Origin of the sequence: Rahnella sp. CFA14(1/10) (assembly GCF_004195095.1) — a bacterium.
In the GTDB taxonomy this organism is placed as follows: Bacteria; Pseudomonadota; Gammaproteobacteria; order Enterobacterales; family Enterobacteriaceae; genus Rahnella; species Rahnella perminowiae.
Genome location: NZ_SEWS01000001.1, coordinates 710,994 through 729,632, shown reverse-complemented (window position 1 = coordinate 729,632; position 18,639 = coordinate 710,994). Strand labels below are relative to the sequence as shown.

Here is an 18,639-nt window from a genome sequence, read left to right as displayed (position 1 = left end):
GTTGCTGTACTGTATTTGACACACGTTTTGTGTCCAACATTCACGTAAAGGTAAGTTTGATGTCTAAGATTAAAGGTAGCGTTAAGTGGTTCAATGAATCTAAAGGTTTTGGTTTCATTACCCCTGAAGATGGCAGCAAAGATGTTTTCGTTCATTTCTCTGCTATTTCCAGCAACGGTTTCAAAACCCTTGCTGAAGGCCAACGCGTAGAGTTCGAAATCACCAATGGTGCCAAAGGCCCGTCGGCTGCTAACGTTATCGCTATCTGACTTTAGCCGATTTATTAAAAAAACCCGCCGAAGCGGGTTTTTTTTTGTCCGTCATGCGTCAATAACTTACGCCGGTTTCCGCACCAGCATGACGAACATCACGATGGCAATCGCGTAGCAGCCGAGAATGGTCAGCCCCATCGATAATGCGGGCTGGCTGCCAAAACCTGTTACCGGTACGGCAATCGCCCCGAGTGCAAACATACACACCCCCAGCAGGGCAGACGCGCTGCCTGCATTTTTCCCCTGACTTTGCATCGCCAGCGATCCGGCATTCGGGCTGATAATCCCAATCACCATCACAGAGAAGAAAAGGGGCACCAGCAACAACACGAGTGGCGCATTCAGGCTGGCGGAAATCACCAGCGCCACAGAAGCCACTGCGGCGATGCACAAACCGGCTTTGACCAGCGCCATTTCGCCGAAGCGACGGCTCAGGCGGGTAGAGACCTGAGCGGAAATCACCAGACCGATGCCGTTAATCGCAAAGCACAGGCTGAACATCTGCGGGCTGAGATGGTAAATCTGTTGCAAGACAAAAGGTGATGCGCCGATATACGCGAACATTCCGGCCATAATAAAGCCCTGCGTCAGGCATAAACCCATAAACGGACGATGTTTCAGCAGGCCGAATACCGAGCCTAACAGGCTGAAAATACCGCCCCGGGCACGGCGTTCGGGCAATAAGGTTTCATGCAGTTTTAGTGATGAGAAGCTGAACAGTAAGATGGCAATAAACGCCAGTACACCGAATATTCCCCGCCAGTTAACCCAGCTCAGCAATGCGCCGCCCAGTACCGGGGCGATGATCGGTGCCAGTCCGTTCACCAGCATCAGCAATGCAAAAAACCGTGTCAGTTCATGCCCGTTATACAAATCCCTTGCCACTGCGCGTGATAATACCGCGCCACCGGCTCCGGTGATCCCCTGTAACAGACGGGCGACAATCAGCTGATTGATATCCTGCGCCACCGCACACCAGACCGATGCAGCCAGCAATAAAGCCAGGGACCACAACAGCGGGCGCATACGACCATAACGGTCACTCAGCGGGCCGAACAGTAACTGACCGAAACCGAGGCCAAGTAAACCTGCGGTCAGGCTTAACTGTGCGCTGGCGGTGGACGTATTCAGATCGCCCGCCATTTCCGGCAATGCCGGTAAATATAAATCTGTACATAACGGCCCGAGTGCGGCGAGCGAGCCGAGAACAAGGGCATAACCGAGGCGTTTTTCGTGCAGGTGAGCGCTCATGGTAAAAGTTTATTCCCGTTTGCTGGTGGTAAAATCCGTTTCGAAGAGGCTCTGGAAGTAGCGATGGTATAAGGCTTCCAGAAGCTCAGCGTCGGCGTGAACAGTCGTCATACGACGAAAAGCAGTGCCTTCACAAATCACGGCTAAGGATTCGACTTTTGCTGTCATTTCAGCATCAGAAAATTGAGGGAAAGTGGCAGTGAGAAAAGATTTTGCTTCCTTAAACAGCTGCTTTTCGGAATCACGCCAGATTTTTTCCACAATCGGATTGCGGGTCGCTTCTGCAGCGACTTCCAGCATCAGGGCATGGTCAATTTCGGCCTGCTCTTTTTGTCCGGCGCACTGATCTTCTTTATACGGCGCGCTTAAATTGCCGATCCGCCGGTGCGCCAGGTTGTGGGCCACCTGTTGCAGATTGTGCGCGTTGCCGGTCATCAGCCGGATTTTCTTCATCACAATTCGCCGGACAATTTCTTCTATTATCGCGTCTTTATTGGCGAAATAGCGGTAAATCTGTCCCACACTGAGCTGCGACGTTTTCGCTATTTCAGCCATACCTGCGGCGTGGAAACCATGCTTGCGAAAGCACAGACGTGCAGCGGCAATGATCTGGTCGCGTCGTGCGCTGATGCGCGCATCTTTAGTGCATTGTGGTGGGGGATGCATGAGATATCCGGTCATTTGGCTGATGTGGATTGTGAACGATCATTCTCAAGTATAGGGAATAGAGAGAGGCAGGTAAATATTTGTATTATGAATGGGGTAAAAAGCGGTTTTTATTTCTGCGCTATTAAGCACAATATAGACATGAAAACGGCGCCATCAGGAAGAAAGCGCCGTTTACGGAAAGAGATAAAGCTGCGGGCTACGCGGGGCTGTTAAGCAAAGTATGCCTGCAAAAATGCCACCACAGTCAGCACACAGAGGGCTACAGTCAGGAATTCAGAAGATGTTTTTGGAACAGAAAACATGTCATGCCTCAAAGGTAAACCAGGTTGAACTGACACTATTATCTGCAGATAAGATGAAGGAAACATTAAGATACGCGCGTGAGGAGATGGACCGCCATCACAGATTTATCACAGCGATGCCTCTTGTCATAAAAAAGGCATCGCCGGAAGATAGGATTAGTGCGCGCTGAACCAGCTGACCAGCATAAACGCCAGTAATGTCATGGCCAGTGAACCGGCCATGTTCAGCGCCATGTTCAGCAGCGCGGCACCGAAGCGGCCCTCCTGAAGCATGTAGACCACTTCCAGCGAGAAGGTGGAGAAGGTTGTCAGGCCGCCACAGAAACCGGTGGTGATCAGCAGCTTCCAGACAGGGTCGATATGGGTCAGGCGGGTGAAAATTGCGATGCCCAGGCCAATGATAAAGGCACCGACCAGATTCACGGTCAGGGTGCCGGCGGGCAGTACCGGACTCATGCCGTTCATTTTGAGACTGACATACCAGCGCACAACGCTGCCTGTACCACCGCCAATAAAGACTGCAAGTAAGGTGCTAAACATAGTAATACCTTAAAAAATAAATGAAATTCAGAAAGGTCCGGGCACAACGCTACGAACCTCTCGCGAGATTGCGCAGACATCATCAGCCGGTAAAGGCGGTTTGGGAGGAATGCCATCTCCCTGGTACAGAGTCGTGAAGGCGCTCAGTTTACATCGTGTTATGACGCTTGTGTAGCCGTGTTTCCGTAACAGTTTTTTAAAGAGAAAATACCATGTTGATCAGAGAAGGTACCGTGCAGGATGCGCCGGTTCTGGCGCAATTACTGGGGGATTTGGATTATCCCAATACGTCTGAAGCGATAGCAGAGCGTGTGGCAAAAATGGCCGTCAACCCGGACAGTCGTCTGTTAGTGGCCGAGAAAGAAGGCAAAGCGGTCGGCTTTATTTCGTTACATTTCATCCCGCAAATTGCGCTGGCCGGAGAATTTTGCCGTATCAGCTATTTGTGTGTCAGCGATCATGCACGTGGCGGCGGTATCGGCCAGAAATTGCTGGATGAGGCCGAACGCCTGGCAGCAGAGCGGGGCTGTGACCGGATGGAGGTTCACAGCCATACCCGCCGCGTACGGGCCCACACTTTTTATGCGCGGGCACAGTACGAGGAATCACCGAAGTATTTGCTCAAAAAACTCTGAGCAATCAGGCATCCAGCGCCAGCACGATAGCGTCGGCGATCAAATCAACCTGCTCAGGTTTCACCTGACTGGTGCTGATACGGATAAATTGCCCCGGCCCGATGCGGCTGCGCTCACCGGGCAGAACTGCAATACCGCGCGCGGCCAGGGTCACCAGCGCAAACTGTTCTGATGGCACCGGGATCCACAGCGCCAGCCCGTCTCGGTCGGGGATATTCACGCCGCGCATGCGCAATGCATCGGACATGGCTTTGCGACGTTCCGCATACACTGTTTTAGCATGCGTAATTCCTTGCTGCGTTTTCGGATCGTTAATCAGCCATGCCAGCGCTTCCTGCAAAATACGGCTCGACCAGCCGGCACCAAAATTGCGGAATGATTTGATTTGCCTGATTAAATCATGTGAGCCCGAGATAACCGCCAGCCGTAAATCCGGCCCGTAGGCTTTGGAATAAGAACGGACATGCACCGTGCGGTCCGGTAGCTTGCTGCCCATACTCAGCGGCGCATAACGCGACAACTGGCCGATACCGTCATCTTCAATAATCAGCGTGTTACTTTGGCTGAGGATATCGGCCAGCGCAGCATAACGTTCTGCGTTAATTGCGTGGCCGCAATGTGAATGGGTGCGTGGCTGAAAAATAAAAGCGGAAGGATTTTTCAGCAGTGCCTGGCTGAGTGACTCCGGTATGGGCCCGAATTCGTCGCACTTCACCGCAATTACCTGTGCGCCCAGATTATCCAGCATATCCAGCAGTCGTGTGGCGGTCGGATCTTCAATCGCGACAACCGACCCCTGCATCAGCAGGGTTTGCAGCGTCAGATTCATCCCATCAAATCCGCCATCCGCCGCCATAAAAGCGGGGGCGTCATAGGGCCAGTCCTGCCGCGCGGCTTTAAGCAGCGACGGCGCAATAGCCTCACGCTGATAGCTGTTCAGATTGCCGGCACCCACACCGTGCTGCATGGCTTCATGCAGGTCAGGTAACAGTGCCGGATCCGGCGACGACAGGGCCAGATCCGCAATAATATGCTCACCGAAATTACCGATTTTTTCAAAGCGTGCCGGTCTGGGTGACAGCATATCGCCACACACCCAGACGCCGTTGCGTCCGCGTCCGGCGATCACTTTCTGACGTCGTAACTGACCCCAGGCGGCAGAAACCGTGGCCGGACTGACTCCCAGCGCCTGCGCGAGTTCACGCACGGCGGGAAGATGCGAACCAATCTCGATCACACCGGAACGGATCATCGCCGCGGTTTCAAGCGCAATACCCCGCATGGAACGATCCTGTAATTGTGTCGCTAACCATTCTGCATCCAGCGTTTTTTCGAGAGCGTTTTCTGCCATTTTTATGCCTTTTGTTCAGTAACAAAGATTCTATTGTACATATTAATTTATGCCATTAGTATCAAACTTAGCCAACGGAGGCGATAAAATAATCACATTGCCGCAAAGATAAGGGCCTTCGTAAAAAATTTGGTGTGTTTCCGGGAAGGTTTGTAAACGCACCGTTGTTTTTCTGCATATCAACCATGCTGACACTTAAGGGGAAAGATGTGACGATTACCATCAGACTGGCAGTTCGTGACTGGGATTATTTTACGCCGCTGGCATTAGGCGATCTTAAACCGGAAGGGTTTAATCTTGAGATAGACCGCGTGGGGACGCTGGTTGATAACCTGGGCAGCAGCGACAAATACGATGCGGGTGAAGTGTCTTTCAGCCGTTATGCACAAGGGCGTGCGCGGGGCGAATCTGATTTGCTGGCGATACCGCATTTCCTGATGCGTGGATTCCGCCAGCGCTGCATCATCACCCGCGAAGACAGCCCGTTGACCGAACTTTCGCAACTGGCCGGTAAACGTATTGGCCTGACCGGCTGGCAGGATTCCGGCAATACCTGGACCCGTACATTGCTGGCACGGGAAGGTGTGGGCATTGAAGATGCGAACTGGTATGTCGGCCGTCTGACCGAAGCGCACCCGATTGTCGACCGTCTGGCCGGTTTTGGCCGCGAAGGACGCATTGAAGCCGTTCCGCAAGAGCGTCCTCTGATGGCGTTATTACAGGAAGGCTGGCTGGATGCGGTATTTACACCGTTTATGCCTGAGGGCTTTTTCAAGCCTGATTCCGGTTTCCGTCAGTTCCAGCCGGATTTCCGTGCCGCTGAACTGGCCTATTTCAACCGCGTCGGGTATATCCCCGGTATCCACCTGCTGGCGGTCAAACCTGCGCTGGCCGAAGAGCATCCGTGGTTGCCGCAGGCACTGAGCGACATCATTGACCGTTCTTATGAAATCTGGATGGATAAGCGCGCAAAATACGCCGATACCACGCCATGGCTGCTGGATGATTTACGCCGCACCGTGGCCGATTTACCTGCGGACTGGAATGCAAACGGTTACGCTGCCAATGAAAAGATGATTGATGATTTTGCGCAGGAATTATATGCACAGGGGCTGAGTGCTAAGCGCCTGACGCCGCGAGATTTGTTCCCGAACTTTGCTCAGTAACACTTAACCGATCGCTTTGACCCATGAGCGACAGGGGAGTCAAAAATGAAAGTTGCATTAGGTCAGTTTGCAGTTTCCCGTGAATGGGAAGCGAATGTCGAAACCTGCCTTTCGCTGATGGCGAAATCTGTGGAAGCGGGGGTGGATTTGCTGGTGCTGCCGGAGGGTATTCTGGCGCGTGATATTACCGATCCGGATTTGGTTTTAAAAGCGGCACAACCTCTTGATGGTCCGTTTGTCAGCCAGATGCTGGCGGCCAGCAGGGGTAATCAGATGACCACCATGATGAGTGTCCATACGCCCGCACCGGATGGCCGTGCTTATAATGTGCTGATTTCCCTCCGGAATGGCGAAATTATTTCTGAATACAGAAAGCTGCATCTTTATGATGCGTTCTCTTCTCAGGAATCTAAAAACGTCACCGCAGGCGACGAAGTGCCGCCGCTGGTGAATGTCGCCGGGTTTACGGTCGGCCTGATGACCTGCTATGACGTGCGTTTTCCGGAGCTGGCACGTCGCCTGGTGCTTGATGGAGCCGACGTACTGGTGCTGCCCGCCGCATGGGTGAAAGGCCCGCTGAAAGAAATGCATTGGGAAATACTGGTCACGGCGCGCGCACTGGAAAATACCACCTATATGGTGGCGGTGGGTGAATGCGGCGAGCGCAATATTGGCAACAGCATGGTCGTCGATCCGCTGGGTGTGGCGATTGCCCGCGCCGCCGAAGCCCCGGCACTGGTATTTGCTGAACTGGATAAAGATCGTCTGGCTCATGCCCGAAAAGTATTACCAGTGCTGGCAAACCGCCGTTTTGGTTTACCGCAACTGCGTAACGACTAACGCTGTGTGGCCGGTCCTCAACGGCTGCCTCAGATTTCATGCAGTACCGCGCCCTCACCAGGGAACGCGTTTATTTCTTATATCAGTCACCATAAATAGAAACACCCGGAAAGCTGCCACGGAAGGTAACCACTCTAAAATACACAACATTCATAAACTCACAGACCGACTTTTAACACAGAGGAAATAAAAGAATGATGGCAAAACAACTCCGTCAGGCTGCTGTACTGACTGCTGCATTACTTTCCGTATCTTCGATAAATGCCTTTGCTGCTGAAAATGTGACAATCCCGGCTCAGACGATGGATCCGGCGATCCATGCAAAATTACCTGCGGATATTCAGAAGTCAGGCGTGATGACCTCTGTGAACAATGGCTCATTCCCTCCGTATGAGATTGTGACCGGTGCCAATGGCCTGGATGGTGCGAGTGCGGATCTTGCGCACGCGCTGGCACAAGTGATGGGTGTAAAAATAGAGCATGCTTCCGTGAGCGGTTTATCCGGCATCCTCAGTGGCATGGCCGCAGGGCGCTACCAGATGGGTATCGGCCCGATTGGCGATTATCCTGACCGTCAGGCAAAAAATGATTTCATTGATTTCGTCAAAGAATACGTTGTTTTCGGCGTGCGCAAAGGTAACCCGGAAAACATCAGTTCCCTCGATGATACCTGCGGTAAACGCATTGCCGTGATGGCGGGCGGTTCTGCTGAACAGGTGATCCGTAAGCAGTCTGACGTGTGCGTTAAAGACGGTAAACCGGCGGTGACAGTACAGTCATTTGCCGATCAACCAACGTCGATTCTGGCGGTTCGTTCTAACCGTTCCGACGCATTCTTCTCTTCTCAGGCACCGCTGACCTATTTTGTTGAAAAAGCCAACGGCCAGCTTGAACTGACCGGTACCGGCAAATCAAATGGCTTTGGCGATATCTTCCAGGGGACGGTCGTTGCCAAAGATTCACCGGTTCGTGACGCGATCCTCGCCGGTTATCAGAAACTGTTCGACAACGGCACGTATGCCATCATCATGAAAAAATGGGGCCTGGAAGGCAATATGATCCCGGCACCGGGTATTAACCTGGCAAAGGCGCAGCCTAAATGACTGATAAAACGTATAGTTCAACACTGGCAGTCAGGGACGACTATACGCAGGATCCGCGACGCAACGTTGAGTTTTCCCACGCCCCGCGTCATTACGGCCGCTGGGTGGCCTGGATAGTGGTGCTGCTGATTGCCGCTGACGTGATCTGGGCGGTTTCGCACAACCAGAACTTCGAATGGCATGTGGTGGCGCAATGGTTCACGGAAGGTTCGGTGCTCAAAGGCCTGGGCGTCACGCTCGGCCTTACTGTGGTGTCGATGCTGCTCGGAGTGTTCATCGGCCTGATGCTGGCCATTGCCCGTCTGTCTGACAGCATATTGCTCAGGAAATTAGCGGGGCTGTATATCTGGTTCTTCCGCGGTACGCCGCTGCTGGTGCAGTTATTGTTCTGGTACAACATGTCGACATTGTTCCCGCGTGTGGTGTTGGGGATCCCGTTTGGTCCGCAATATCTGAGCTGGAATACGAATGATCTGATCACCCCGCTGACAGCTGCCATTGCCGGTCTGGCGCTGAATGAGGCGGCTTATATGGCAGAAATCATTCGGGCAGGTTTGCTGTCAGTCGATAACGGTCAGGCGGAAACCGCACAGGCATTTGGCATGAGTCGTGGCCGTGCGCTGCGCCGGATCATTATTCCTCAGGCCATGCGGTCGATTATTCCGCCGACCGGTAACCAGCTCATCAGTATGATTAAAGCGACATCGCTGGTCAGCGTTATTGCCATGGGGGATTTGCTGTATTCCGTGCAAACTGTCTACAACCGTACCTTTGAAGTGGTACCTATGCTGATGGTGGCAGTGATTTGGTATCTGTTTATCACGTCATTGCTCAATCTTGGGCAGTCTGCAATTGAACGCTATTATTCCCGCGGCACACGCCGGACATTGCCTAACGTCAAACGTCGTCAAAGCAATGCGGAAGAAAAAACCGCGCCGATCATCAGTACACCGGACATGGTCCGGAAGGAGGATTTATGAGTCAATTACACGCTGACACACAGTCGTCCGGACAAGCATCACTGGTGATCGCCCGTAACGTGCATAAAAGTTATGGTGATAACGAAGTGCTGAAGGGAATCGATCTTGATGTGAAACCCGGCGAAGTGGTGGTGATCCTCGGGCCGTCGGGCTCGGGTAAATCCACCTTTCTGCGCTGTATAAATCATCTGGAAGATATCGATCGCGGTTCCATTATGGTAGGCGGTGAGCAAATAGGTTATGAACTGCGCGGGGACCGTCTGCATAAATTGCCTGAACGGGCAATTGCGCGGCAGCGCCGGGATATCGGCATGGTATTCCAGCAATTCAATCTTTATCCGCACATGACTGTGTTGCAAAATATCATTGAAGCACCGGTGGGTGTGCATAAAGAAAGCCGCCATGAAGCGGAGAAATATGCGCATGAGTTGCTGCAAAAAGTCGGCCTGAGCGATAAAGCCAATGCTTATCCGCGCCATCTTTCCGGCGGTCAGCAACAGCGTGTGGCTATAGCCCGTGCGCTGGCGGTGAAACCTAAACTGATGCTGTTCGATGAACCGACGTCAGCGCTCGACCCTGAACTGGTCGGCGAAGTTCTGGCCACTATGCGGGATCTGGCCATGCAGGGGCTGACGATGATAGTGGTGACGCATGAGATTGGCTTTGCGAAAGAGGCAGCAGACCGCGTAGTGTTTATGGATCGCGGGGTTGTCGTTGAGCAGGGGGCCGCGGAAGATGTCCTGGTCAGTCCGAAACATCAGCGGACACAGGCGTTCCTGAGCCGCTTTATCTGACCGGTAAGACGGGCTGAAGCCGGGAGTGCAGACCGTTATTCTGCAATTTCCACCCGGTTTCGTCCGTTTTACGCAATGCAGTCCGCAATGATGAATACCGCTAAGCCGGATGGTATGAAGCGTTTTCCGCATGGATTTTCATTGCAGGTGGTAAGCCGGAGGGATCATCGGGTCGAAAACAAACATGCCGGGGGAGAGGGTTGCCCGGTAAATAAAAACAGAAATACTTTATGAGCGTACTGTTCACGCTCATAATAGCTCACTCTGGTCACTATGCGCACAGTTCTGGATCCGTTCTGTTACATTTTCGGGTTGTATTAACGTCGCGAATGGCCGTTAATAACGGCATATAGCTATTGCTGTTTTCCAGCACTCAGTGTTAAGAAGGTATGTATGGAAGGTCTAAGTATTACTAAATTGTTGGTGGTCGGCGTGCTGATCGTTTTGTTGTTCGGTACCAGCAAACTCCGTTCTCTGGGCGGCGACCTGGGCGCGGCACTGCGTGGCTTCAAGAAAGCCATGAATGATGATCCTGCTCCCGCTTCTGCTGAAAAAACCGCAGAAGAGAAGCCTGCTGAACGTGTTGAGCATAAAGACTGAGTCTTCAGAGCGACAGTTCCCGGCCCTTTAGCCAAACGAAAAAGGTTGTTCTTGCGAACAACCTTTTTGTTTTTGTCAGACAAAGAAGTTACGAGATGTTACTTAACTTCTAATCCTTTCGCTTGCAGATCGGCGTGGTAAGAAGAACGCACGAACGGACCGCATGCCGCATGGGTGAAGCCCATTTCCATCGCCGCTTCTTTCATCTGATCAAACTCTTCAGGGCTGACATAACGCTGCACCGGCAGATGATGACGGCTTGGCTGTAAATACTGGCCGAGTGTCAGCATCGTCACGCCATGACGACGCAGGTCGCGCATCACTTCGATGATTTCTTCGTTCGTTTCGCCCAGGCCGACCATCAGTCCTGATTTAGTGGGTATTTCAGGATGTGCTTCTTTAAAACGTTGCAGCAGCGTCAGTGACCACTCGTAGTTTGCGCCCGGACGAACCTGACGGTAAACACGCGGCACATTTTCCAGATTGTGGTTAAACACATCAGGCGGGCTTGCATTAAGGATTTCCAGCGCACGATCCATACGGCCACGGAAATCCGGCACCAGAGTTTCGATTTTGATGGTTGGGTTTTTCGCGCGGATAGCCGTAATACAATCTGCAAAGTGCTGAGCCCCGCCGTCGCGCAGATCATCACGGTCAACGGAGGTGATGACTACATAACGCAGACCCATATCAGAAATGGTCTGCGCCAGTTTTTCCGGTTCGTTAGTATCCGGAGCTGTCGGGCGACCATGTGCCACATCACAGAACGGGCAGCGACGGGTACAAATGGCACCGAGGATCATGAATGTTGCGGTACCGTGGTTGAAGCACTCGGAAAGGTTAGGGCAGGCCGCTTCTTCACAAACAGAATGCAGGCCATTTTTGCGCAGTGCTGATTTAATGCCCTGAATTTTCGTTGAGTCGGCTGGCAGTTTGATTTTCATCCATGCCGGCTTACGTAACATTTCCTGCCGGTCACTGACCACGGTTTTCACCGGAATTAACGCCATCTTATCTGCATCGCGGTATTTGACACCGCGTTCCATCTGAATCGGTTTACTCATAATCTTGCAGCTTCCAGGTTTGTCACTCGTTACCCGAGTTTTTTCAGGACATTCAATGAACTGGCTGATTCATCAAAAAAAGTAGAAATAATGCGGAAATTATATCATTGAAGCATCTCTTCGTTCAGCCCTTCGTCATGGCCGGAAGTGCTAAATAGTGCAATTTTTTAACTTTAAAGAAGAAGTGGCCTCGATGAAATCACTTTTTATCGCATTTAGTCTTTTGAAAAGACTGATTATTTTAACGATTCATTACGAGGGCTGAGACGGTGTTAATAGTGTGTAAATATTTTCCCGCGCGCCTGATAAATCCCGGAAACGCGAGGTATGCGGGAAAAGATTAATGCCGGGGGAGCAACGGCCAATAATCACTGCGCTGAAGAGGCATAATGTTCAACCTGCCAGGGCAGGTAATCAACCTGCAGGTAATCAAGACGATGGTTAAAACATTTCACCAGAACAGGCATCACCTGATCGACCGTCAGCCCCGGCTTCTCGAGGCTCGCCTGCGTCATTTCAAGGCCGGCGTAACCACAGGGGTTGATGCGACGGAAAGGCTCGAGATCCATATCAATATTTAATGCCAGACCGTGTAACGAACATCCTTTGCGGATCCGTAATCCCAGCGAACAAATCTTTTTACCCCCGACATATACACCCGGTGCATCCGCGCGCGGGTAAGCTTCAATGGAGAAATGCGCCAGCGTATCGACTACCGTTTGTTCAATCGCCGTCACCAGCTGACGAACACCCAGTTTTTTGCGTTTCAAATCCACCATCACGTACATCACCTGCTGACCGGGACCGTGATACGTCACCTGGCCGCCACGGTCGCTCTGGATAACCGGAATATCACCGGGCATCAGGACATGTTCGGCTTTGCCAGCCTGCCCCTGCGTAAATACACGGGGATGCTGAACCAGCCAGATCTCATCAAGCGAGTCGGCGTTGCGGTGTTCCGTAAAATGGTGCATGGCCAGAGAAACCGGCTCATAGGGCTGAAGGCCAAGCTGGCGCAGTACGATACGTTCTTGCGGATTTTGTGGTTGCACGGCAGTTATCGTCAATCAAGAGGGGGAAAAACGCGCGACAGTGTGGCTCCCGCGCGGATCGGTCAGAAAGGGCTTACAGCACCATGCGGACAATTTCGATATTGCCCAGCTCATCGTACAGGGTTTCGACCTGATCGATGTGAGTCGCAGTTATCGTAATTGAAACGGAGTGGTAATTCCCTTTACTGCTCGGTTTTACCTGAGGATTGTAATCGCCAGGCGCATGGCGTTGCACGACTTCCACAACCTGGTCTACCAGCTCGGGTTGTGCCAGGCCCATTACTTTGTAGGTAAAGGGACAAGGGAATTCGAGCAGTTCGTTCAGTTTGGTTTTCATGTGCACTCCAGCGTGTTGTACAGCGTATTAAGTTTTATCTCTCAAAGTATAACTCCCGCCGTAGCGGGAGTTATAATCTATACCGGTTATATGGGGGTTGTTGCAAATTTTTTCAAGCGGACAACTTAGCCAAACCAGTGGTGGAACATCAGTTTGATGTAATCCACGATGCGGCCGAAGAAGCCGCCTTCTTTTACTTCATTCATGACGACAAGAGGGCGTTCATCAATGGTTTTTCCATCAAGCTGGAAGTTGATTGACCCAACCACCTGATTTTTCTGCAAGGGTGCATGCAGTTCCGGGGTGTTCAGCACATAGCTGGCTTTCAGATCTTTCATGCGACCGCGCGGGATCGTCAGGTAAGCATCTTTTTCAACACCCAGCGCGACGCGATCAGTATCGCCAAACCAGACAGGTTCTGACGCAAACTCTTTACCGGCTTTCAGCGGAGAAACGGTTTCGAAGAAACGGAAGCCCCAGGTCAGGAGCTTTTTACTTTCTACTTCACGGCCTTTATACGTGTGCCCCCCCATCACGGCGGAGATCAGACGCATCTGGCCTTCTGTCGCAGAAGCCACCAGGTTATAACCTGCTGAATCGGTATGACCGGTTTTAATGCCGTCAACATTCAGGCTGTTATCCCACAACAAACCGTTACGGTTCATCTGGCGGATATTGTTGAAGGTGAATTCTTTCTCTTTGTACGTGGCGTACTCTTCCGGCACATCACGGATCAGCGCCTGACCAATCAGCGCCATATCGCGAGCTGAGCTGTACTGACCCGCGGCATCAAGACCATGAACAGTACCGAAGTGGGTATTTTTCAGTCCCAGTGAGCTCACATAGTTGTTCATGATGGCAACGAAAGCATCCTGACTTCCGGCGACATGGTCGGCCATGGCGACACACGCATCATTACCGGACTGCAGAATGATCCCGCGGTTGAGCTCAGAAACCGGTACCCGATCACCCGGTTTGAGGAACATCAGGGAAGAGCCTTTGAAGACCGGATTGCCGGTGGCCCAGGCGTCCGGACCGACGGTAACGATGTCGGTCGGAGAGATTTTGCCGGCTTTGATGGACTGACCGATAACATAACTGGTCATCATTTTTGTCAGGCTGGCAGGATCGCGGCGCGCATCGGCATTCATTTCTGCCAGAACTTTGCCGGAGTTGTAGTCGATCAGGATATAGGCTTCAGCATCAATCTGCGGAACGCCAGGGATCATTGTTTTTAAATTGACATCGTCGGCATAGGCGGACGCTGCACTCAAAGTGATTACGGTGCCCAATGCGAGGCTTTTGACTAAACGTGAAGTATTTACAAGTTTCATGATCGGGACAACAACATCCGTGGGAGTAAGTGATAAACGTGCGCCACTATAGCAGAAGAGTCATAAGTCAGACATCTTCGATTACCGACGCTTACTGACTTTTACTTATACGAAAGGGGACGTATAAGAACGGGGCCGAAGCCCCGCACTGGAGAATTACATACCGGCGGTGACAAAAGATTGCTGCTGAGCTTCGCTGGCCAGGCGCTGTTTCAATTTTTCGGCCTGCTGGCGGGTGCTGAAAGGCCCGAGTTGCACACGATAGGTGCTGCCATTAGCCTGCACCTTGCCTGGTACCGAGAAACGCTGACTGAGGCTTTTTTGCCATAACTGCGCATTTTGCGGGTTACTCAGTGCGCCAACCTGCACCATAAAGCCTGAGGCAGGAATTGCCGTGGTATGCGCGGGTGCCGCAGAAGCAGCAACCACCGGCGCGGCAGTAGCGACAGCCACCGGTGCGGCAACCGGTGCGCTGCCTTCTAAAACACCCTGACGTAATGGTGTCGGTGCACTCAGAAAACCGCCGCCGCTGTTGCCGGACGTGGTGGTGGTGCCGGTGGCAGCAACGGTATTGCCTGCGTTGTCTTCGTCATTGGTCAGCGGTGCGGCATTTGGGTTGCTGAGCGTGCTGTTACTGATTGGACGCACATCTGACGTATCGACCGGCTGAGCACTCAGCGTAGGCGTGCCCATACTGCTGGCCCCTAAATTCGGACGTGATGGCAGGGCATAAGATTGTTTGGCGACGGTCGTCCCAATCGTACCCGGGCCGGAGAGTGTGCCATCTGGTGCAACGTTGATGAAATCAATACGGACTTTCGTGCTGTTGGTCAGATTCAAACGGTCTGCCGCAGCCTGCGATAAGTCAATGATTTTGCCGGGAACGTAAGGGCCGCGGTCGTTAACACGCACCACAAGCATTCGGCCGGTCGCCATGTTGGTGACGCGCACATAGCTTGGGATCGGCAGTGTCGGGTGCGCTGCGGTCATGGCTGTCGGGTCGAATTCTTCCCCGATCGCCGTGGTATTGCCCCCGTTCTCCTGCCCGTACCAGGCGGCTTGCCCGACCTGCGAGAAGTTAGACGGGTCTTTAATGATCTTATAGGTTTTACCGTTAACGGTATAATCCTGCAGGGTGCCCGGATTATAAGGTTCGTAACGCGGATCTGCCCCGCCGATTTCTACCACCGGGCCATTGTAGGCTTGCTGCGGTGCCGGTTGTTGTTGCTGTGTTTCGTCAGTGGCGCAACCACTTAACAGCAAACCGATAATGACAGCTCCAAGCCACTGCTTACGCATTGCTCACCTCTATAAATTTTTCGACAACATTTTTCGATGAGTATGTATCGACATAACGATACCAAACCCTGCCATTAGCACGATGAGTGCCGACCCGCCATAGCTGACCAGAGGCAAAGGTACCCCAACTACCGGGACAATACCACTGACCATACCAATGTTAACAAACACATAAACGAACAGAATCAGCATCAGTCCGCCGGACATTACACGGCCAAAAGTGGTCTGTGCATGGGCGGCAATCACCAGACCACGCATAATGAGACATAAATACAGCCCGAGCAGCACCAGAACGCCAATCAGCCCAAGTTCTTCGGCGAGTACAGCAAAGATAAAGTCGGTATGTCGCTCGGGCAGGAATTCAAGCTGAGACTGCGTACCGTGTAACCAACCTTTGCCGGAAAGACCGCCAGAGCCGATGGCAATTTTAGACTGAATAATATGATAGCCCGCGCCCAGCGGATCGCTTTCAGGATCAAGCAGCATCATGACGCGGTCGCGCTGATAGTCGTGCATCAGGAAGAACCACAGAATCGGGATAAACGCGGCAACCAGAAGGGCGGCGACGGCAATCAGTTTCCAGCTCATGCCCGAAAGGAACAGTACGAATAATCCGGATGCGGCAATCAAAATTGAGGTGCCCAGATCGGGCTGTGCTGCGACCAGCAGGGTAGGGATAAAGATTAATGCCAGAGCAATTGCGGTATTTTTGAGTGAAGGCGGGCATACGTCGCGGTTGATAAAGCGCGCCACCATCAAAGGCACGGCAATTTTCGCCAGTTCTGATGGCTGGAATTTTATGATCCCCAGATCCAGCCAGCGCTGCGCACCTTTACTGATACTGCCGAAAGCATCAACCAGCACCAACAAAAAGACGCAGAAGATGTAAAGATAAGGTGCCCAGCTTTCATAAACGCGCGGCGGGATTTGCGCCATGACCAGCATAATCACCAGACCCATGAGGATCTGGCCAATTTTACGCTCCATCATGCCCATATCCTGACCGCTGGCGCTCCACATCACGAACGCACTGTAGGTCAGCAGCGCGAGCACGATCAACAGCATCGTCAGGTCGATATGCATTTTCGACCACAATGATCTTTTTTGTTGGTTCTCAGTCATTGACGGTTAATCACCTTCGGTTCCCGGCGGCGCTGGCGCGTCGGCCGGTAATTGTGTCGTGTTGTCGCCCAGTAAAATATGGTCGAGTATCTGGCGTGAAATTGTTCCTACAGCCGGCCCCGCGCCCCCGTTCTCCAGAACCACGGCAACCGCCACGGTCGGTTTGTCATACGGTGCAAAAGAGGTCATCAGCTTGTGGTCACGCAGATGCTCAGCGATTTTATGCGCATTATAGATTTCATTGGCTTTCAAACCGTAAACTTGTGCTGTCCCGGATTTTGCAGCGGCTTTATAAGGCGCGTCAGCAAAATACTTGCGGGCAGTCCCGTTCGGCCGGTTTGCAACGCCATACATACCGTCTTTAGCGATTTCCCAATAGCCGGAATGGATATCGCCAATCTGAGTGGTTTCCTGCTGTTTGTATGGCACCTGCTGGCCGTCAACTTTAGTACTCAGCAGCAAATGCGGCGTTTTGACATTGCCGTCATTAATCAGTGTGGTCATGGCTTTCATGATTTGGACAGGCGTGGCAGTCCAGTAGCCCTGACCAATGCCGACCGGTATGGTATCGCCCTGATACCAGGGTTTTTTGAAGCGTTTAAACTTCCAGTCGCGATTTGGCATATTCCCGCTACGTTCTTCTGATAAATCGATACCGCTGTACTGGCCGTAACCAAATTTCCCCATCCACTCGGAAAGGCGGTCAATCCCCATATCATAAGCAACCTGATAGAAGAAGGTGTCAGCCGATTCTTCAAGGGCTTTAGTCACATTCAGGCGACCATGTCCCCAGTGTTTCCAGTCGCGGTAACGCTTGTCTGAGCCCGGCAATTGCCACCAGCCCGGATCAAACAGGGACGTATTTTTATTGATAACGCCGGTTGTCAGCGCAGAAACTGAAATATACGGTTTCACAGTAGACGCTGGCGGATAAACGCCCTGAGTCGTCCGGTTGATCAAAGGCTTATTCGGGTCGTTAAGCAGTGTGTTGTAATCTTTGCTGGAGATGCCATCCACAAACAGGTTCGGGTCATAACTCGGGTTAGAGACCAGCGCGCGGATAGCGCCATCACGGGGATCAGTCACCACGACTGCGGCGCGACTGCCGGTCAGAAGCACTTCAATGTATTGCTGTAACGGTAAGTCGATTGTCAGGTAAATATCTTTGCCTGCCTGCGGCGGTTCTTCGTGAAGCTGGCGGATAACGCGGCCACGGTTGTTCACTTCAACTTCTTCATAGCCGGTTTTACCGTGAAGCGTATCTTCATAATAGCGCTCAATACCGAGCTTACCGATGTCGTGCGTGGCAGCATAGTTGGCCAGAATACCGTCTTTATCGAGGCGCTCAACGTCACGGTCATTGATTTTCGATACATAGCCGATAACGTGCGTCAGCGCGGAGCCGTAAGGATAATAGCGCCGCTGATAGCCCTTGACCTCAACGCCAGGGAAGTGGAACTGGTTTACCGAGAAACGTGCAACCTGGACTTCAGTCAGTGCCGTTTTCACCGCAATAGACGTAAAGCGTCGCGAACGCTGACGCTCTTTTTTGAAGTTATCGATATCTTCCTGCGTGAGGTCAACTATCGGTTTGAGGCCTTCAAGCGTGGCCTGCAAATCGTCCACTTTTTCCGGCACCAGTTCGAGCTGATAAATTGTGCGGTTCAGCGCCAGTGGCGTGCCGTTGCGGTCATAGATAATCCCGCGGCTGGGCGCGATGGGCACCAGTTTGATACGGTTATCGTTAGAGCGGGTTTGGTAATCCTGGAAACGGACAATTTGCAGATTATAAAGATTAAAAGCTAAAACGCCGCTAAGTAGCAGAATGCCGATAAACGCCACCAGTGCACGGCGCACAAAGAGGGCTGATTCAGCCGTATAGTCGCGAAAAGGGTTACGATCTATTTTCATCCCACTACTTAATTCAT

General features: G+C 52.2%; 19 protein-coding genes and 1 riboswitch. Of the genes, 8 read left to right on the top strand and 11 right to left on the bottom strand.

Features of this window, described 5'->3' with window-relative positions:
* Nucleotides 1-59: 59 nt before the first annotated feature.
* On the top strand, nucleotides 60-269 hold the full coding sequence (gene cspE, locus EVX52_RS03650; RefSeq protein WP_009636912.1) for a transcription antiterminator/RNA stability regulator CspE: 210 nt from the start codon (nucleotides 60-62) through the stop codon (nucleotides 267-269).
* A gap of 66 nt (nucleotides 270-335) precedes the next feature.
* On the opposite strand, the gene EVX52_RS03645 is transcribed toward cspE, so the two are convergent.
* The 3 genes from EVX52_RS03645 to crcB all read right to left on the bottom strand — a co-directional run bounded on the left by EVX52_RS03645 (nucleotide 336) and on the right by crcB (nucleotide 3,034).
* Nucleotides 336-1,523, bottom strand: a complete 1,188-nt coding sequence (locus tag EVX52_RS03645) for a multidrug effflux MFS transporter (protein WP_129990596.1) — start codon at nucleotides 1,521-1,523, stop codon at nucleotides 336-338.
* Between the two features lie 9 nt (nucleotides 1,524-1,532).
* Nucleotides 1,533-2,189 (bottom strand): TetR family transcriptional regulator, encoded by a 657-nt coding sequence (locus EVX52_RS03640; protein ID WP_205951551.1) that lies wholly within the window; start codon nucleotides 2,187-2,189, stop codon nucleotides 1,533-1,535.
* 461 nt (nucleotides 2,190-2,650) lie between these two features.
* Nucleotides 2,651-3,034 (bottom strand): fluoride efflux transporter CrcB, encoded by a 384-nt coding sequence (gene crcB, locus EVX52_RS03635; RefSeq protein WP_129952070.1) that lies wholly within the window; start codon nucleotides 3,032-3,034, stop codon nucleotides 2,651-2,653.
* A 66-nt stretch (nucleotides 3,035-3,100) separates the two neighbouring features.
* A riboswitch (Fluoride riboswitch) is annotated at nucleotides 3,101-3,163 on the bottom strand.
* Nucleotides 3,164-3,246: 83 nt separating this feature from the next.
* Between crcB and EVX52_RS03630 the strand changes: the two genes are divergently transcribed.
* Complete coding sequence (locus tag EVX52_RS03630; protein WP_129990595.1) at nucleotides 3,247-3,669, top strand: GNAT family N-acetyltransferase; 423 nt, start codon at nucleotides 3,247-3,249, stop codon at nucleotides 3,667-3,669.
* Nucleotides 3,670-3,673: 4 nt separating this feature from the next.
* Here EVX52_RS03630 and EVX52_RS03625 read toward each other — a convergent pair whose 3' ends face one another.
* Nucleotides 3,674-5,020 carry an aminotransferase class I/II-fold pyridoxal phosphate-dependent enzyme gene (locus EVX52_RS03625; RefSeq protein ID WP_129990594.1) on the bottom strand — a complete coding sequence of 449 codons (1,347 nt, stop codon included), beginning with the start codon at nucleotides 5,018-5,020 and terminating at the stop codon, nucleotides 3,674-3,676.
* A 209-nt stretch (nucleotides 5,021-5,229) separates the two neighbouring features.
* On the opposite strand from EVX52_RS03625, the gene EVX52_RS03620 reads away from it, so the two are divergent.
* The 6 genes from EVX52_RS03620 to tatE all read left to right on the top strand — a co-directional run bounded on the left by EVX52_RS03620 (nucleotide 5,230) and on the right by tatE (nucleotide 10,503).
* Nucleotides 5,230-6,186: a nitrate ABC transporter substrate-binding protein gene (locus EVX52_RS03620; RefSeq protein WP_129952067.1), complete on the top strand. Its 957-nt coding sequence runs from the start codon at nucleotides 5,230-5,232 to the stop codon at nucleotides 6,184-6,186.
* A 45-nt stretch (nucleotides 6,187-6,231) separates the two neighbouring features.
* Nucleotides 6,232-7,026, top strand: a complete 795-nt coding sequence (locus EVX52_RS03615; RefSeq protein ID WP_129990593.1) for a deaminated glutathione amidase — start codon at nucleotides 6,232-6,234, stop codon at nucleotides 7,024-7,026.
* A gap of 194 nt (nucleotides 7,027-7,220) precedes the next feature.
* Nucleotides 7,221-8,129, top strand: a complete 909-nt coding sequence (locus EVX52_RS03610; RefSeq protein ID WP_129990592.1) for an ABC transporter substrate-binding protein — start codon at nucleotides 7,221-7,223, stop codon at nucleotides 8,127-8,129.
* Nucleotides 8,126-9,109: an amino acid ABC transporter permease gene (locus tag EVX52_RS03605; RefSeq protein WP_129990591.1), complete on the top strand. Its 984-nt coding sequence runs from the start codon at nucleotides 8,126-8,128 to the stop codon at nucleotides 9,107-9,109. The genes EVX52_RS03610 and EVX52_RS03605 overlap by 4 nt, the downstream gene beginning before the upstream one ends.
* Nucleotides 9,106-9,903, top strand: coding sequence for an amino acid ABC transporter ATP-binding protein (locus EVX52_RS03600; RefSeq protein ID WP_129952063.1), 798 nt, complete (start codon nucleotides 9,106-9,108; stop codon nucleotides 9,901-9,903). Before EVX52_RS03605 ends, EVX52_RS03600 begins: the two co-directional genes overlap by 4 nt.
* A 393-nt stretch (nucleotides 9,904-10,296) precedes the next feature.
* Entirely contained in the window at nucleotides 10,297-10,503 is a 207-nt protein-coding gene (gene tatE / locus EVX52_RS03595; protein ID WP_129952062.1) for a twin-arginine translocase subunit TatE, read from the top strand.
* A gap of 98 nt (nucleotides 10,504-10,601) precedes the next feature.
* Here tatE and lipA read toward each other — a convergent pair whose 3' ends face one another.
* The 7 genes from lipA to mrdA form a co-directional block, all read right to left on the bottom strand.
* Complete coding sequence (gene lipA / locus EVX52_RS03590) at nucleotides 10,602-11,567, bottom strand: lipoyl synthase (RefSeq protein WP_013576503.1); 966 nt, start codon at nucleotides 11,565-11,567, stop codon at nucleotides 10,602-10,604.
* Nucleotides 11,568-11,935: 368 nt separating this feature from the next.
* Nucleotides 11,936-12,619: a lipoyl(octanoyl) transferase LipB gene (lipB, locus tag EVX52_RS03585; RefSeq protein ID WP_129952061.1), complete on the bottom strand. Its 684-nt coding sequence runs from the start codon at nucleotides 12,617-12,619 to the stop codon at nucleotides 11,936-11,938.
* A gap of 73 nt (nucleotides 12,620-12,692) precedes the next feature.
* Nucleotides 12,693-12,956 (bottom strand): DUF493 family protein YbeD, encoded by a 264-nt coding sequence (gene ybeD, locus EVX52_RS03580; RefSeq protein ID WP_013576500.1) that lies wholly within the window; start codon nucleotides 12,954-12,956, stop codon nucleotides 12,693-12,695.
* A 125-nt stretch (nucleotides 12,957-13,081) separates the two neighbouring features.
* Complete coding sequence (gene dacA / locus EVX52_RS03575) at nucleotides 13,082-14,290, bottom strand: D-alanyl-D-alanine carboxypeptidase DacA (protein ID WP_129952060.1); 1,209 nt, start codon at nucleotides 14,288-14,290, stop codon at nucleotides 13,082-13,084.
* 156 nt (nucleotides 14,291-14,446) lie between these two features.
* The gene (gene rlpA / locus EVX52_RS03570; RefSeq protein WP_129952059.1) at nucleotides 14,447-15,589 is read right to left on the bottom strand and encodes an endolytic peptidoglycan transglycosylase RlpA; all 1,143 of its coding nucleotides are present in this window, start codon (nucleotides 15,587-15,589) and stop codon (nucleotides 14,447-14,449) included.
* A 9-nt stretch (nucleotides 15,590-15,598) separates the two neighbouring features.
* Nucleotides 15,599-16,711 carry a peptidoglycan glycosyltransferase MrdB gene (gene mrdB, locus EVX52_RS03565; RefSeq protein WP_129952058.1) on the bottom strand — a complete coding sequence of 371 codons (1,113 nt, stop codon included), beginning with the start codon at nucleotides 16,709-16,711 and terminating at the stop codon, nucleotides 15,599-15,601.
* Nucleotides 16,712-16,717: 6 nt separating this feature from the next.
* Nucleotides 16,718-18,622 (bottom strand): peptidoglycan DD-transpeptidase MrdA, encoded by a 1,905-nt coding sequence (gene mrdA / locus EVX52_RS03560; protein WP_129952057.1) that lies wholly within the window; start codon nucleotides 18,620-18,622, stop codon nucleotides 16,718-16,720.
* Between the last annotated feature and the right edge of the window lie 17 nt (nucleotides 18,623-18,639).